The organism is Streptomyces sp. NPDC050842 (assembly GCF_044456565.1).
Lineage (GTDB): Bacteria > Actinomycetota > Actinomycetes > Streptomycetales > Streptomycetaceae > Streptomyces.
Map to the genome: position 1 here is coordinate 320759 of NZ_JBITGA010000003.1, position 15168 is coordinate 335926.

A 15168-nucleotide genomic window follows, 5' to 3' on the forward strand; every position below is an offset into this window, starting at 1 on the left:
GTTGCCACATCGAGATCCATCCGCAACCCCTCCGACTGCTCCGTCCCGGCCCTTCGTTCGTCACATTCACAAGTGCCGTACGAAGAGGGGTGGATGACATGAGTCGACAGAGCACGGCGGCGAACGGTCGCCGCGGGGCCCGGTTCAGGGCCGCGATCGCGGGGGTGATCGTCGCCGGACTGGCCGTCGGCGGCTGTGGCGCGTCGGGCGGGACGAGCGACGTGTCGCACGCGGAGAAAGGCCGTACCGCGCCGGGCACCACCGGCGGTGGAGGGGCCACGAAACCGGGGTACGTCGCCCCCGGCACGGCGAGCCCGGGAGCGGACGCGGCCGCGCCCGAGGAGGGCGAGCAGCGCACCAGGCCCCCGGCCCCCGACTACCTCTCCACCTTCGCCCTCGACGTGGACACCGCCTCGTACGGCTACGCCCGCCGTTCCCTCGCCGAGGGCCGGCTGCCCGAGCCGACGACCGTGCGCCCCGAGGAGTTCGTCAACAGCTTCCGTCCCGACTACCCGCGCCCGGCGGACAACGGCTTCGGCGTGAGCCTCGACGGCGCCCGCACCGGCACGGAGGGCTGGTCCCTGGTCCGGGTGGGGCTCGCCACCCGTGACGCGGACCGGAGCGGTGAACGCCCGCCCGCCGCCCTCACCTTCGTCGTCGACATCTCCGGCTCCATGGCCGAGCCCGGTCGGCTCGACCTCGTCAAGGAGTCCCTCCGGCTGCTCGCCGACGAGCTCCGCGACGACGACTCGTTCGCCCTCGTCACCTTCAGCGACGAGGCCGAGACCCGGCTGCCCATGACCCGCGTCGGAGAATCCCGCGGCCGGATCCGCGAGGTCGTGGAGTCCCTGGCGACGACCTCGTCCACCAACGTCGAGGCCGGTGTCCGCACCGGCTACGACGTCGCCGTCGACGGCCGCCGCAAGGGCGCCACCAACCGGGTCGTGCTGCTCTCCGACGCCCTCGCCAACACCGGTGAGACCGACGCGGACGCGATCCTCGCCCGCATCGACGAGGAGCGCAGGGCCCACGGCATCACCCTGTTCGGCGTCGGGGTCGGCAGCGAGTACGGCGACGACTTCATGGAGCGGCTCGCCGACAAGGGCGACGGCCACACGACGTACGTCTCCACCCCCGAGCAGGCCCGGAAGGTCTTCGTCGACCAGCTGCCCGCCCACGTCGAGCTGCGCGCCCGCGACGCCAAGGCGCAGGTCGCCTTCGACGCGCGGACCGTCGAGAAGTTCCGGCTGGTCGGGTACGAGAACCGGGAGGTCGCCGACGAGGACTTCCGGAACGACCGGGTGGACGGCGGCGAGGTCGGCGCCGGCCACACCGTCACCGCGCTGTACGCGGTGAAGACCCGGACCGGCGCGAGGGGCCGCGTCGCCACCGCCACGGTCCGCTGGCTCGACCCGGCGACCCGGGCGCCGCACGAGCGCTCCGGCACGGTCGAGGTCGAGGCGCTCGGCAAGGGGCTGTGGGACGGCGGCCACGAAAGCCTCCAACTGACCGCGATCACCGCCTACTTCGCGGACGCGCTGCGCGGCGGCGACCTGCCGGGCGACCCCGGGCTCACGGCGCTCGCGGAGCGGGCGGAGGTGATCGCCGGACGGTCGGGATCGGCCGTGGTCCGGGAGCTCGCCGAGGCGGTCCGGCAGGCCGAACGGCTGCTCGGGCCGACCGCGGGGCCGAGCGAAGGGGCGTCCGGGGAGGGGGAGTTGCGGTCGGGTGACCCGTACAGCTGACGTCCCGTGACCCGTACAGGCGAAGTCCGGTGAGCCGTACGGCTGACGCGCGGGGCGGGTGGCGGGCCAGAATGGCCGCATGGCCACCCTGCTGCTCGCCCTCGCCGTCGGATGCACCGGGCTCTACGCCGGTTTCCTGCTCATCTTCCAGACCGGGATCATGCCCGCCCTCGCCCGCCTGACGGACGCCGAGTTCGTCACGGCGATGCGCCGGATCAACGAATGCGTCCCGAGGGCCGTGTTCCTGCTCGTCTTCTTCGGGGTCGTCGCGTTCCCCGCCGCCGCCTTCCTCGTCCCCGTCGACGGACGCACGGACACCCAGAAGTGGCTCGTCCTGGCGGGGCTCGTGTCCGCGGCCCTCAACCACCTGGTCACCGTCGCCGGGAACGTCCCGCTGAACGTGGCCCTCGCCGCGTCGGAGCGCCCGGAAGGGGCGGCCGGGGAGGACCCGGCGGCGGTGCGGGCCGCCTTCGAGAAGCGGTGGAACGGATTCCACCGGGTCCGTACGGCCCTGATCGTCGTCGCGTTCGGACTGCTCACCGCCGCCGCCGTGCTCTGAACCGTACCCACCGGGCGGTTTCTGGCGTGAAATCGCGGTTGAGGACCCCTCCGACGTCCGCGAGAGCCCTTCGAAAGCGTACCCCTGAGTCCTGAAACCGTCTTTCGCTGGGCAAAGGTCTGAGCCAGTGACGAAAACCTGACGCCGAAATATCCCCTCAAATGGGGTGAAGCACCCCGATATCACGGGTCAGGTTTCCGTACCCTCCGGTTTCTTATTGACATGCCTACGGGGGTCTTTTCTAATCAACGAGGGTCATCCCGCGCGCAGACACCGCACAGGCACTGAGGGGGCAAGGTGGACGTCCGGATCCTGGGGGGACTGTCGGTACGGGAGAACGGCGTGTCCATCACCCCGACGGCAGCCGCACCGAGGCAGCTGCTCGCCCTGCTCACCGCCAGCGCCGACCAGGTCGTCCCCGTGACGGTCCTGACCGAGGAGCTCTGGCCCTCGGGCGCCCCGCGCGGCGCCCGGGCCGAACTCCAGTCCCATATAGCGGAGCTGCGGAGGCTCGTCGCGGGCGCGCTGAACGGCGCCGACCCGGCGGAGCCCCGCCAGGGCTGGGCCGACCGGCGCACCGCCGACGCGGTCCTCGTCTCCCAGCCCGGCGGCTACCGCCTCGACACCGGCGGCGGCGTCCACGACGTCTGGCAGTTCGAGCGCGCGGCGGGCGCCGGCTACCGGGCCATGGAAGCGGGCGACCTCACGCGCGCCGCGCTCCGGCTCGGCGAGGCGCTCGCCCTGTGGCGCGGCGAGCCGTACGCGGGCGTCGCGGCGGGCCCCCGGCTCCGCCGCGAGATCGAGCGCCTCGAAGCCTCCCGCCTGAGCGTGCTCGACCAGTGGGTCGAAGCGCAGCTGGGCCTCGGCCACCACGCCGAGCTGGTCTCCGAACTCTCCGGCCTCGTCGCCCACTACCGCACCAACGAACCCCTGCACGCCCACTACATGGTCGCCCTGCTGCGCTGCGGCCACCACGACGAGGCCCTCACCACGTACGAGCGGCTGCGGTCGGCCCTCGCGGGCGACAGCGGCATGGAACCCTCGGCGCGCCTGCGCCGGCTCCACCGCTCGGTCCTGACCATGCGGAACACCGCGGGCCGCTCCGTCTTCGACACCCAGGCGCCCGCCTGGACGCCCGCGTGGACGCCCGCCTGGAACGCCGTCGGGATGCCCACCCGGACACCCGCTCGCCCGCCCGCGCACGTGCCCGCCCAGTACACCCCGGCCCGGTCCCGTCCCGTCCCCGTCGGCTCCCTCGTCTGAGGGAGTCGCGGGACCTCGGGAACGAAGTACGTCAGGCCGCCGTTGTGGACGTGCGGCAGGTCGATGTTGACCGACTCCCGAAGCCGAAATAGTTTCGGCGAGCAGGAGGGGTTTCCATCGAGGTGCCCTATTTCGCTCTACTACGGGGGTGGAGACCATGACCTCGCACGGCGCGGACGCAGCCGGCGGTGCCGACGCGCTGCTCACGGTCCTCGAACTGCTCGCCGGACAGGCACCGGCCGCCCGCTACGACGCACTCCTCGACGAGGCCCGGCTGGCCGGTCTCTCCGGCGAGGAACTCGAACGGCTGGAGCGGGCCGTGAAGCTCGCCGACCAGGTCCGCTCCGGAAGCGAGGACGCCGCGCGCCGCGAGGCCGGACTCGCCGCCCTCACCGACACCGCGCGCGACCTGACCTTCTCGTACGACCTCGACAGCCTGCTCCGCGTCATCACGCGCCGAGCCCGCCGGCTCCTCGGCCTCGACATGGCGTTCGTGACGCTGCGGGGACAACACGGCAGCTGCTACGTCCACACCACCGAGGGCGCCCGCGCCGGACTCGACACCGGCCCCGGCCGCACGACCGGACCGCGCCTCGTCCCCGGGTTCACGATCGCCGAGGGGTACGGACTCGGCGGCGCCGTCCAGCTCCACGGCGAGCCCGTCTGGACCGCCGACTACCTCGCCGACGAGCGCTTCGCCCCCTCGGGCTCCCTCGACGCCGGCGTCCACGCGCCCGCCTTCGACGAGGCCGCCGAGGCCGCCGTCCGCGGCGAAGGGCTGCACGCCATCATGGCCGCGCCGCTGCGCAGCGGCGACGCCGTGATCGGCGTGCTGTACGGCGCGGACCGGCGCGTCCGCGACCACACCTCCGAGGAGCTCGGCCTCCTCGCCGCGCTCGCCGACCTCGCCGCGCTCGCCGTCGAGAAGGCGGGCATCCTCGACCGGACCCGCGCCGAGGTCTCCGAACTGGAGCGGGACAGCTCCCGCGTACGCACCAGCCTCACCCGGATGCGGCACGTCAGCGAGGCCCACAGCCGCATCATGAACCTCGTCCTCGCGGGCGGCGACCTGGGGAACGTCGCCAAGGCCGCGGGCGACGCCCTCGACGCGACCGTGCTCGTCCGCGACCAGGGCGGCCGCGCCCTCGCCGGCGGGGACATCCCCGGCCTCGACGAGGAGGCCGTCGCCAAGGCCTCGCTCGACGCGCACGCCCGCCGCCGCCCGGTCCCCGCCGACGAAGACACCTGGGTCGCCCCGGTCATCGCCGGCTCCGAGGACCTCGGCGGTCTCGTGATCCGCGCCGCGAGCGGGCTCACCGGCGAGGACGAACGGCTCCTCGAACTCGCCGCCCAGTCCGTCGCCTTCCTCCTCCTGATGCGGCGCTCCACGGCCGTCGCCGAGGGGCCCGTACGCGACGAACTCCTCGACGACCTCATCGCCGACCCGCCGCACGCGCCGCAGCAGATCGCGCAGCGCGCCCGCCGCCTCGGCGTCGACCTGCGCCGACCGCACGTCCTCGTGCTCGCCAGACCGGAGGGCGGCGAACAGGGCCGGGCGGTCGTGTGGGCGTCCTCGTACGCGTACCGCCTCTCCGGCCTGAAGACCGTGCAGGGCGGCTGCATCGTGCTGCTGCTCCCCGGCATCGACGCCTCCGCCGCCGCCAAGGCCGTCGCCGCCGAACTGTCCCCGCTGCTCGGCCACCCCGTCTCCGTCGCCGCCGCCGGTCCCGCGACGAGCCCGGACGGCGTCGGACGGATGCACCAGGAGGCCCAGCGCTGCCTCGACGCGATGAGCGCCCTGGGCGGCACCGGTTCCGCCGCCTCCGTGCACGACCTGGGCTTCCTCGGGCTGCTGCTCTCCGACGACCACGACGTGGAGGGCTTCGTCGAGGGGGCGATCGGGCCCGTACTCGACTACGACGCCGAGCGGTTCACCGACCTCACCCGCACCCTGGAGGCGTACTTCGCCTCCGGCGGCAGCCCGACCAACGCGGCCGAGGCGCTGCACGTCCACCCCAACACGGTCTCGCGCCGCCTGGAACGGATCGGCGAACTCCTCGGCCCGGAGTGGCAGAAGCCGGGCCAGGTCCTGGAGGTCCAGCTCGCGCTGCGCCTCCAGCGCACCCGCGAGGTCCTCTCCCGGGGCCGCGCCACGACCGACCCGGCCCGCCCGGCCGCTCCGTAGGAGCAGCGGGCGGGCGCCGGGGCGGGCGGTCGGTCCCGGTCAGCTCGCCCTGCGTCGCGACCCGTACCCGGAGTCGTAGGCCGCGTCCCAGTCCGACGAGGCCAGGAGCGTCGCCGCGTGGGCCGCCGAGGCCAGCGTGATGTGGCGGTGCCAGCCGCGGAACGAACGGCCCACGAAGTCCCGCAGCCCCGCCCCCTCGCCGACCTCCACGAAGTCCCGCTCCACCCGGCGCGCGAGCTTCGTCAGCCGCAGCAGGGAGCCGACGGGGGACTGGGTCAGATCACTGATCCACACCCGCGCCGGGGCCCGCCGCGGGTCGTCCCACTCGCCGAGCAGCACCAGGGGCCGCATCCGCTCGCCGCCCGGCGTGGGCAGCGCGACCCGCACGGCCGTGGCGAGCGACGTCCGCGAGGTCCGCACACCGGCCACCGTGTCCACCCAGCTCACCGGCCTGCGCAGGCCCTTGAGCGACTCCAGGATCTGCACCGCCGACAGCGGACCCGCCCCGAAGCCCGGCAGCGCACGGTCCGCGATCGCCAGCCGCGAACCCGGACCGATCCGCGCCACGACCGGCACCCCGGCCCCGGCGAGCCGGGTGAGCGCCGCGCGGCCCGCGCCGCCGCGGATGTCGAGGAGCACCGGCTTGCGGGTGACGTCCGACCAGCGGGCGGTGTCGAGCGCCGCGGCGACCGCGCACTCCTCGAGCGTCTCCTCGCCGGCCTCCTGGGGAACCTCCGCGCGGTCGCGCCGCGTGCGGTCGTTGACCCACGGGTCCGGCAGGAACAGCCGCCAGTTGACGGGGACGCTGAGCTCGTCGCTCGCGAACCACACGCCGAACGCCTGCTGGCCGTGGAAGACCTGACCGCGCTCCGGGTCGAAACGCCGGTCCACGCCCACCGAGTGCTCCCCGGCCTTCGGGATCGGCATCGGCCGGACCACCCAGGCCTGCGGGCAGCTGTTCCGCTCCAGGAACCGGGCGAGCGCGGCCCGCATGGGCTGCCAGTCCCAGGTGGAACTGGAGACGAAGTGGTGCAGGCTCTGCTCGGCGGCCGGCCCGCCTATCTGCGCGGCGATGTTACGGATCGACTTGCGCCCCTGCGCGGTGAGCAGACCGTAGAGGTACTGCTCGGCCTTCAGGCGCTGGTCGCGGCGCGGGAAGCCGGAGAAGAGCGCGGAGCAGAGCTCGGCGTAGGCCTCCTCGCCCGAACCGGCCGCACCGACGGGCGTGGTGACGCTCAGGGGAACCGTCAAGGACGGGACGGCCCCGGTGGTGGCCCTGCGCTTGGTTGCGACGGATGTACTCACGACACTCCTGCCCGAAGGTTGCGCAGCTCCCTCCCGCTGCTCCACCACCGTCGCCCGTACCCGCCCCCGGGGACGAGGTGTACCCGGCACCCGAATCGGCCGCCGAATGGTGGCCGGACCACCTCCCCCTACATCACCCCAGGTCACGGCCGTCGCCACCGCCCCGCCCCGGACGTGCCCTAGGGGTGTCCGGGGGATCTCCGGAACACCCCGCGGGGGGATCCGACGGATCCCGCGGGGGATCTGACAGACTCACCGGCGCCGCTTGACCCGTCGCGCGGAGTGGCCGGACCATCGCAGAGCGAGGTCGCACGGGCGTCGGCTCCCGGTTAATGCCCCAGGCCGGGAACCGTGCCCGTGCGCCTCGCCTCGACTTCCTCCGCGCCTTGGGGGTGTCCTGCCGATCAGGCCGGGCCCCGTAACCTTCCGGGCATGGGAACACGCGGAGAGACGGCGGTCGTCGGGGCCGTCGCCGCCGGGGGCGCCCTCGGGGCGGCCGCCCGCTACGGGGCCTCGCTCGTCTGGCCCACCCCGGCCCACGCGTTCCCCTGGACGACCTTCACGGTGAACGCGGTGGGCTGCGCGGTGCTGGGTGTCCTCATGGTGCTGCTCACCGAGACCCGCATCCGCGTGGCTCCCCATCCGCTGCTCCGCCCCTTCCTGGGCACCGGGTTCTGCGGCGGGTTCACCACCTTCTCGACGTACGCGCTCGACACTCAGCGGCTGCTGGCAGCGGGCGATGCCACCCGAGGCCTGCTCTACCTGGGGGCGACCGTGCTCACCGCCCTCGCCGCCGTCTGGGCGGGGGTCGCCGCCACCCGGGCGGTCGCACCGGTCAGGGTGAGGCCCGCGTGAACTGGCTCCTGGTCGTGGCGGGCGCCGCCATCGGCGCGCCCTTGCGCTATCTCACCGATCGGCTGGCGAAGGCCCGCTTCGGCCTCGGCCTTCCCTGGGGCACGTTCGCGGTGAACGTCGTCGGCTCGTTCGTGCTCGGGCTGCTCACTGGCGTCTCCTCGGAGCGGCTGCACCTGCTGCTCGGCACCGGCCTGTGCGGCGCCCTCACCACGTACTCCACCTTCTCGTACGAGACGCTGAAGCTGTACGAGGGCGGGGCGAAGGGGTACGCGGTGCTGAACGTGGCCGGGAGCCTGGCCGCCGGACTCGGAGCCGTATGGCTGGGAGTCGAGACGGCCAGGCCGTGGTGATCCTTACGCGGTGATCCAGTCGCTGGTCGCGATCACCGGCCGGACGCCGTCACGGTGGATGGTGCCCTCGATCAGGCCGTACATCCGGTCCGCCGCGAAGTACACCTCGTTGTCGTTCTTCAGCCCGAACGGCTCCAGGTCCACGAGGAAGTGGTGCTTGTTCGGGAGGTTGAGCCGGACCTCGTTGACCGTGGAGACGTTGTCCAGGACCCGGTCGGCCATCGCGTGCAGGGTCTGCTGGAGCGAGTAGCTGTACGTCTCCGCGAACGCCTCCAGCATGTGGCGGCGCACCTTCCCGTACGAGCGGTCCCAGTCGTGCTCCGCGTCCGCCGCCGCCGAGGCCGAGTTCGCCCAGCGGGCGGTCACCTTGGTGGCGAGGATCCGGTCGTACGCCTCCTTCAGCGTCGTGTACCTGTCCTTGATGAAGCCGTGGAACTCGGAGTTCGTCGAGTTCATCACCGTCAGTTCCTTCAGGCCCGAGAGGACCTGGAGCTCGGTGGTCTCCGAGTAGGTGATCTGCGCGGTGCGGACCTCCTGGCCCTTGCGCACGAAGGAGTGCTGCTCCTTGCGCGTGGGCACCGAGACGCGCTCCCAGGCGTACTCCTCGATCCGGATCGGCGCCTCGTGGATCACGGGCTGCGAGGTCACGAAGTGCCGGGCGAGGAGGATGCCGAAGGCCTCGGGGGAGTCGACGTCGCCGGTCAGGTGGACGTCGCGGTACTCGCCGCGCAGCGCCACCGACACGTTCAGGTCGCCGATCTCGTGCCACGCGCCGTCGTTGCCCTCGGCACGAATGTGGCCGCCGGCACGTCAGAGGACGGGGAACACCTTCGACTCGACCACCGGCAGCCCCTTCGCCCACCAGTGGTCGTAGCGCCGGTAGACCAGCGGGTCCCGGCCCGCCAGGAACGCCCCGAGCGCGGCGGCCTCTCCGGCGAGCTCCTCCCATGCGCGGGCCGGGAGCGGCCGGAACGCGGAGGCCTCGATCCCGCCGTCGACGGGCCGCCAGACCCCGGCGACGTACCCGTCGACGAGCAGCGTCGGCAGGACGTCGCCGTTCACGCGGATCACGGCTTTGCGGTACTCGGGCGGGATGACGCGGCCGCGGTCCGCGTACGCCAGCAGGATGCTGTCCCACATGGCCATCAGCCTGGGCGGGGCCGGAACGTCCTCGTCGGGCCGGACCGCCCCGGGCACGTCGTACAGCACCACCCCGTCGGGCCCCTCCAGGCGCTCGACCCGGCCGTCGAGCGCCGCCAACGCCTCGCGCACCCGGCCCCGTTGCGTCATGGAGAACTGCGCGATGTCCGCCACGGACGCCGGCCCGAAGCCCTCCAGATAGCGTCGGACGAGCACGGCGAGGCCCGCGGCGACCGCGTCCGGATCCCGGTGCTCGGGAAGGGCGTTCGCGGTGACGAACGACTGCGCCGTGCCGTACGACCACGGCGGCCCCGTCGGGGCGTGCCACAGCGGCGCGTACTGGCGGATCATCCGCCAGGCCACGGACTCCACCGGACCGCCGCGGCCCTCCGCGAGACGGCTCAGCATCTCGGCGCCGGTCCGCGCCCGCTCGGCGTACGCGAGGAGCCCCGGCAGCAGCGCGTCGGCGTCGGCCGGCGTGAACCCGGCCGCCCTGAACCGGTGGTCGCCGAGCCGAGAACCGCGCAGCGTCGGCTCCATGCCCTCCCGGAACGCCCGGTAGTCCTCGACGTGCACCAGATGCAGCGTGAGCCGCATCAGGGTGGACCGCACCGCCCGGAACTCCTCCACCGCCCCGTCGAGCAGTCCCGGGTCGAATCCCGCGACCCGGTTCCACAGGGCCACGTACGGCGAACCCGGCTGCTGCGCCTGCACGGCGACCACCCGCCGCAGGGCCTCCTCGACGTCGACAGGTGCCCGTTCGAGGAGCAACTGGCGGGCGAGGGTGGAGCGGTTGAGGGCGCGCGCGGTCATCACCATGACCTGATTCTCGCTCGGTCGTCGGCGGCCCGAGGGCGGCGGGTCCCCGACGCCGCCGGTTCACCGGCGTCACGTCCCCGAGCTGTCGTTCAAGACCGACTCGTACGCGGACGCGGCCGAGCTGCACGAGGACGCCATCGCCGTCGCGGAGGCCAAGGGCTGGCTCCACCACGGCGACATCCTCAAGACGCAGCTGATCCTCGACCGCTCCTGACGGGGCGGCGCGCCGGAGACGCGCGTTCACCCAGGACTCACCCGGTCGTCGTGAACGCGTAGCCGGGCGTTGCGCGCGGAACCGGACCATGAGCGCGCGCCCAGCCCGCCCTCACCGGCGACTTTCCACGCGCACCCCACGCGCACCCCACGCGCACCCCACGCGTACCCCATGTGTGTCCAAGGGAGTTCAGATGAATCCGCGTCTCCTGCGCCGGCCCGCCGCCGTGGTGCTTCCCGTCTCCGCCGCACTCGCGTTCTCGGTGGTGGTGGGGACGGCCGACGCGACGCCGGCGCACCACGGCTCCACCGCGCGGGTCGTCTCCACCTCGACCCTCCCCGACATCCCGCTCGCCGCGTTCAGCAACGCCCTGCTGCCCGGCAGCGTCGACGACGACCGGGGCGTCGACCTCGGCGGCATCGGCAGCGACCTCTACCCGGCCGAACGGCCCGGCGAGTACTGGACCGTGACCGACCGCGGCCCCAACGGCCAGATATCCGTCGGGAAGGACAAGCGCCGTACGTTCCCGGTGCCCGGCTTCGACCCGGCGATCGTCAAGATCCGCGCCGTCGGCGGCCGCATCGACGTCCTGCGCTCCATCCCGCTCACCACGAGGTCCGGCGCCCCCGTGACCGGCCTGCCGAACCAGCCGGGCCGCGACGAGGCCCCGTACACGTACGACGCCTCCACCCCGCTCGCGTACGACCCGAACGGCCTGGACACCGAGGGCATCGTGCGGGACCGGGACGGCGGTTTCTGGCTCGTGGACGAGTACGGCCCCTCGCTCGTGCACGTCTCCCCGAAGGGCCGGGTCCTCGCCCGTCACGTCCCGAAGGGCCTCGGCCTCACCGGCGCCGACTACCCGGTGATCGAGTCGCTCCCGTCGGTCTTCCTCCAGCGCAAGATCAACCGCGGCTTCGAGGGCCTCGCGCTGCTCCCCGACGGCGATCTGGTCATGGCGCTGCAGAGCCCGCTGCTCAACCCCGACAAGGCCACCGGCGAGAACTCCCGCACCACGCGCCTGCTGCGCTTCTCGACCCGCACGAACGAGGTCACCGCCGAGTACGCCTACCGCTTCGACCCGGTCGAGGTCGTCGAGCCCGGCCAGACCAAGACCTCCGAGCTCAAGATCTCCGCCCTCGTCGCCCTCGGCGGCGACCGCCTCCTCGTCCAGGAGCGCACGGACAAGGCCTCCCGCGTGTACGAGGTCCGCCTCCGCCGCGGCGCCGACATCCTCGACACCGTCTGGGACACCCCCGCGACCCCCACCCTGGAGCAGCTCGACGACGAGGCCGCGAAGGCCGCCCCGATCCTCGCCAAGCGTCTGGTGGTCGACCTGAACACCGTGGCGGGAGTCCCCGGCAAGATCGAGGGCATCGCCCTCGAAGGCCGCTCGACCCTCGTCCTGCTCAACGACAACGACTTCGGCATGACGGACGGTCCCGCGGCCTTCGACGCGGCCGGCCGCCTGGTCGACAGCGGCGTGGAGACGACCCTCGTCCGCGTACGCCTGCCCCGCCCGGTCCGCTGACCAGTCGACGACAGGTCCTGCGGCCGGCCCGGCCGGCGGAGCCGCCGGTCGCCCTGACGGGCCGGCGGGGGCTACTCGGGCAGCGGGCGGTCGTCGATGACGTTCTTCATGACGAGGGTGGAGGCCAGGCGCTGGACCCCGGGCAGCCGGGCGAGCTGCTGGTCGAAGAGCTGCTGGTAGGCGGCGAGGTCGGTGGTGGCGACGCGGAGGAGGTAGTCGGGTTCGCCGAAGAGGCGCTGGGCCTGGATGACCTGGGGGATGGCGGTGACGGCCGTTTCGAAGGTGGTGACGGTGTCGGGGTTCTCCCAGCGCAGGGTGGCGAAGACGAGGGCTTCGAAGTTCAGGCCGACCGCGGCCGGATCGACGACGGCGCGGTAGCCGCGGATGGCGCCCTCGCGTTCGAGGTCGCGCAGGCGGCGGTGGCAGGGCGAGACGCTGAGCCGCACGCGGGCGGCCAGCTCGGTGATCGTCAGGCGGCCGTCCATCTGCAGCTCGGTAAGAATCTTCCGGTCCATGGCATCCATGAAGAAGATTCTCCCTCCAGGTGCCCATTCCTGGGGTAAGAACGCAAACACTTTCGGGCATATCCGCCCTAGCCTTCCCTCTCGGAACAAGGAATGCGAGAGGGAACGAACGATGGACACGACGACACTGGCGGCCTTCCTGGCGGTGGACCTGCTGCTGGTGTTCACCCCGGGCGCGGACTGGGCCTACGCGATCTCGGCGGGCCTGCGCGACCGGTCGGTCGTACCCGCCGTCACCGGGCTGGTCGTCGGCCACGCCGCCTACGCGCTGGTGGCCGTCGCCGGCCTGGCGATGATCGTGGCGAGCTCCCCGGTCGCGGTCACCGCGCTGACCATGGCGGGCGCCTGCTATCTGCTGTGGCTGGGCTGGGGAGTCCTGCGGCAGTCGGCTGTCCCGGCGACCGCCGGAGAAAGCACGGACGCCGGAGCGCGCACGGACGCCGGAGCGCGCACGGACGCCGGAGCGCGCACGGGCGCCGGAGAGCGCGCGGGCGCCTCCCCCGCGCAGGTCATGCTCAAGGGCGCCGGGATCAGCGGCCTGAACCCCAAGGCGCTGCTCCTCTACTTCTCGCTGTTTCCGCAGTTCATCGACGTCGCCGGCGGCTGGCCGGTCGCCGCGCATACCGGGCTCCTCAGCATGCTGCACCTGACCGCGTGCGCCGTCGTCTACCTCGGCGTCGGCGTCCTTGCCCGCACGGTCCTGAAGGCCAGACCCTCGGCAGCCCGGGCCGTCACCAGGGCCTCCGGTGCCATGATGATCGCCATCGGCGGGTTCCTGCTGGTGGAACGCCTGGCCGGCTGACGCACACGACTCGACTCGACAGACGGGCGGGAAGGAGAGTACGTACGTGGAAGACGAGACACAGGCGGAGGAGGAGGCGGGCCCCGCGATCCAGAAGCGCGTCCGGACCAGCTTCGCTCGCCAAGGCCTGATGACCCACCTCGGCGCGCACCTCGCCCACATAGGCCCCGGCCGCGTACGCATCGTGCTCCCGGCCCGCCCCGAGGTGACCCAGCAGCACGGCTACGTCCACGCCGGCGCCACCAGCGCCATCGCGGACAGCGCCGGCGGCTACGCGGCACTCACCCTCTTCGACGAGGAATCCGAGGTACTCACCGTCGAGTACAAGATCAACCTCCTCGCGCCCGCCGCAGGCGACCGCATCGAGGCGATCGGCACCGTTCTGAAGTCCGGACGCACCCTGACCGTCTGCCAGTCGGAGGTGTACGCCGTCCAGCCCGGCGGCGAGCGGAAGCTCGTCGCCAACGGCCAGCAGACCCTCATCCGCGTGACCAGGCCCGAGCGGTGAGCCCGCACTCCGCCCCCGCCCCAGCCCCCGCGCTGCCGCGCTGGGCGACCTGGTGGCAGCGCCCCTTCCCCGACGCCAACACCCTGCTGCTCCACGGACGTCGACCGGCCCTGATCGACACCGGCTTCGTGGGCCATGCCGAGGAGACCGCCGCCTGGGCCCGCGCGCAGGCCGGGCGGACCGTCGACCTGGTCGTGAACACCCACTGGCACTCCGACCACGTCGGCGGCAACGCCCTCCTCCAGAGCCAGGGCGCCGCGATCGCGGCCGGGGCCCCGGAGGCGGAGGCCATCTCCCGGCGGGACCCCGGCTGTTGCGCCGCCGAGTACCTGGACCAGCCCGTGGCCCCGTACACGGTCGACGTCTCCCTCGACGACGGGCAGGTCCTCCGCCTCGGCGACACCGACTGGGAGGTCGTCCGCACCCCCGGCCACACGCCGGGCCATCTGGCCCTGTGGCAGCCGGACGAACGACTGCTCGTGGTCGGGGACGCGCTGTCGGACTACGACGTCGGCTGGGTGAACCTCGCGCTCGACGGGCTCGACGCGGCCACCACCGCGCTCGCGTCCCTCCAGCGGATGGCCGACCTCGCCCCGCGGGTGATCCTGCCCTCCCACGGCCCGGTCCCCGCCGACCCCGCGGCCGCGTTCGCCGCGGCCGTCCGCCGCGCGCGGCGACTGGTCGACGACCCGGACGGCGCGGTCCTGTACGGCGCCCGGCGGATCTTCGCCTTCGCCCTGATGATCCGCGGAGGCATCCCGGCGGCCGAGGTCGAGCCGTACCTCCACACGCGGCCGTGGCTCACCGACGCCGCACGACTCCTGGACACGACTCCCGAGTCCCTGGCCGCCGACCTGGTCACGACCATGACCCGAGCCGGCGCGATCACCCTGCAAGGCGGCCGCCTGCACGCCACCACCCCCCACACCCCGACCCCAGCCGAAACGCTCCGCGTGCCCTACCCCCGCGACTGGGTCAGGCCGTGAAGGCCTCGGGGCCGAAGCGGCCCCACACCACGAAGGCGGCCAGGACGAGGTAGGCCAGGTCCACCACCATGAACGTGGTCTCGTGACGCCGTATCCGGACGATCGCCGCGCCGGCCATCATCAGCACCAGGCCGAGAGCCGCCAGCGGGACCAGAACCGGCGCTGTGCCGAGCAGGGCGGGCAGAACCAGGCCCACCGCGGCCAGCACCTCGAGGGCTCCGATGGTCTTGATGCCGCCGGCGCTGAAGTCCTCGGTCCAGCGGGCACTGGCGCCGCTCGCGGCGATCTTCTTCTTCGGCGTGATCACCTTGAAGGCACCGCCGAGCAGGTAGGCGGCGGCGAGAAGTCCGGTGATGATCCACAGGGCGAGGTTCATGGGATG

At 73.1% G+C, this 15168-nt stretch carries 15 protein-coding genes; 10 read left to right on the plus strand and 5 right to left on the minus strand.

The genetic code is table 11. The annotated features are described in order from the left end of the window. The first annotated feature begins 98 nt into the window (after positions 1-98). The 4 genes from ACIBG6_RS10685 to ACIBG6_RS10700 all read left to right on the plus strand — a co-directional run bounded on the left by ACIBG6_RS10685 (position 99) and on the right by ACIBG6_RS10700 (position 5752). Entirely contained in the window at positions 99-1745 is a 1647-nt protein-coding gene (locus ACIBG6_RS10685; protein ID WP_399222211.1) for a von Willebrand factor type A domain-containing protein, read from the plus strand. Positions 1746-1824: 79 nt separating this feature from the next. Then, entirely contained in the window at positions 1825-2304 is a 480-nt protein-coding gene (locus tag ACIBG6_RS10690) for a DUF1772 domain-containing protein (protein WP_399222212.1), read from the plus strand. A gap of 297 nt (positions 2305-2601) precedes the next feature. Next, on the plus strand, positions 2602-3567 hold the full coding sequence (locus tag ACIBG6_RS10695; RefSeq protein ID WP_399222213.1) for a BTAD domain-containing putative transcriptional regulator: 966 nt from the start codon (positions 2602-2604) through the stop codon (positions 3565-3567). A gap of 157 nt (positions 3568-3724) precedes the next feature. Continuing rightward, positions 3725-5752: a helix-turn-helix domain-containing protein gene (locus ACIBG6_RS10700; RefSeq protein WP_399222680.1), complete on the plus strand. Its 2028-nt coding sequence runs from the start codon at positions 3725-3727 to the stop codon at positions 5750-5752. 39 nt (positions 5753-5791) lie between these two features. On the opposite strand, the gene ACIBG6_RS10705 is transcribed toward ACIBG6_RS10700, so the two are convergent. Further along, positions 5792-7057: an IS701 family transposase gene (locus tag ACIBG6_RS10705; protein WP_399222214.1), complete on the minus strand. Its 1266-nt coding sequence runs from the start codon at positions 7055-7057 to the stop codon at positions 5792-5794. Positions 7058-7489: 432 nt separating this feature from the next. Between ACIBG6_RS10705 and crcB (ACIBG6_RS10710) the strand changes: the two genes are divergently transcribed. Together crcB (ACIBG6_RS10710) and crcB (ACIBG6_RS10715) are read left to right on the plus strand one after the other, a co-directional pair. Further along, complete coding sequence (gene crcB / locus ACIBG6_RS10710; RefSeq protein ID WP_399222215.1) at positions 7490-7912, plus strand: fluoride efflux transporter CrcB; 423 nt, start codon at positions 7490-7492, stop codon at positions 7910-7912. After that, positions 7909-8262 (plus strand): fluoride efflux transporter CrcB, encoded by a 354-nt coding sequence (crcB, locus tag ACIBG6_RS10715; RefSeq protein WP_399222216.1) that lies wholly within the window; start codon positions 7909-7911, stop codon positions 8260-8262. The genes crcB (ACIBG6_RS10710) and crcB (ACIBG6_RS10715) overlap by 4 nt, the downstream gene beginning before the upstream one ends. A 3-nt stretch (positions 8263-8265) precedes the next feature. Here crcB (ACIBG6_RS10715) and pucL read toward each other — a convergent pair whose 3' ends face one another. After that, on the minus strand, positions 8266-9057 hold the full coding sequence (gene pucL / locus ACIBG6_RS10720; protein ID WP_399222681.1) for a factor-independent urate hydroxylase: 792 nt from the start codon (positions 9055-9057) through the stop codon (positions 8266-8268). Positions 9058-9072: 15 nt separating this feature from the next. Beyond that, complete coding sequence (locus ACIBG6_RS10725) at positions 9073-10221, minus strand: winged helix DNA-binding domain-containing protein (RefSeq protein WP_399222217.1); 1149 nt, start codon at positions 10219-10221, stop codon at positions 9073-9075. 407 nt (positions 10222-10628) lie between these two features. Between ACIBG6_RS10725 and ACIBG6_RS10730 the strand changes: the two genes are divergently transcribed. Beyond that, positions 10629-11966, plus strand: coding sequence for an esterase-like activity of phytase family protein (locus ACIBG6_RS10730; protein WP_399222218.1), 1338 nt, complete (start codon positions 10629-10631; stop codon positions 11964-11966). A 71-nt stretch (positions 11967-12037) separates the two neighbouring features. On the opposite strand, the gene ACIBG6_RS10735 is transcribed toward ACIBG6_RS10730, so the two are convergent. Beyond that, on the minus strand, positions 12038-12490 hold the full coding sequence (locus ACIBG6_RS10735) for an Lrp/AsnC family transcriptional regulator (RefSeq protein WP_399222219.1): 453 nt from the start codon (positions 12488-12490) through the stop codon (positions 12038-12040). A 112-nt stretch (positions 12491-12602) separates the two neighbouring features. Between ACIBG6_RS10735 and ACIBG6_RS10740 the strand changes: the two genes are divergently transcribed. The 3 genes from ACIBG6_RS10740 to ACIBG6_RS10750 are packed head-to-tail and all read left to right on the plus strand — an operon-like array spanning position 12603 to position 14786. Then, positions 12603-13292 (plus strand): LysE family translocator, encoded by a 690-nt coding sequence (locus ACIBG6_RS10740; RefSeq protein WP_399222220.1) that lies wholly within the window; start codon positions 12603-12605, stop codon positions 13290-13292. A 46-nt stretch (positions 13293-13338) separates the two neighbouring features. Further along, the gene (locus ACIBG6_RS10745) at positions 13339-13800 is read left to right on the plus strand and encodes a PaaI family thioesterase (protein ID WP_399222221.1); all 462 of its coding nucleotides are present in this window, start codon (positions 13339-13341) and stop codon (positions 13798-13800) included. Further along, complete coding sequence (locus ACIBG6_RS10750; protein ID WP_399222222.1) at positions 13797-14786, plus strand: MBL fold metallo-hydrolase; 990 nt, start codon at positions 13797-13799, stop codon at positions 14784-14786. The genes ACIBG6_RS10745 and ACIBG6_RS10750 overlap by 4 nt, the downstream gene beginning before the upstream one ends. On the opposite strand, the gene ACIBG6_RS10755 is transcribed toward ACIBG6_RS10750, so the two are convergent. Beyond that, positions 14776-15162, minus strand: a complete 387-nt coding sequence (locus ACIBG6_RS10755) for a DoxX family protein (RefSeq protein ID WP_399222223.1) — start codon at positions 15160-15162, stop codon at positions 14776-14778. The genes ACIBG6_RS10750 and ACIBG6_RS10755 overlap by 11 nt on opposite strands. Between the last annotated feature and the right edge of the window lie 6 nt (positions 15163-15168).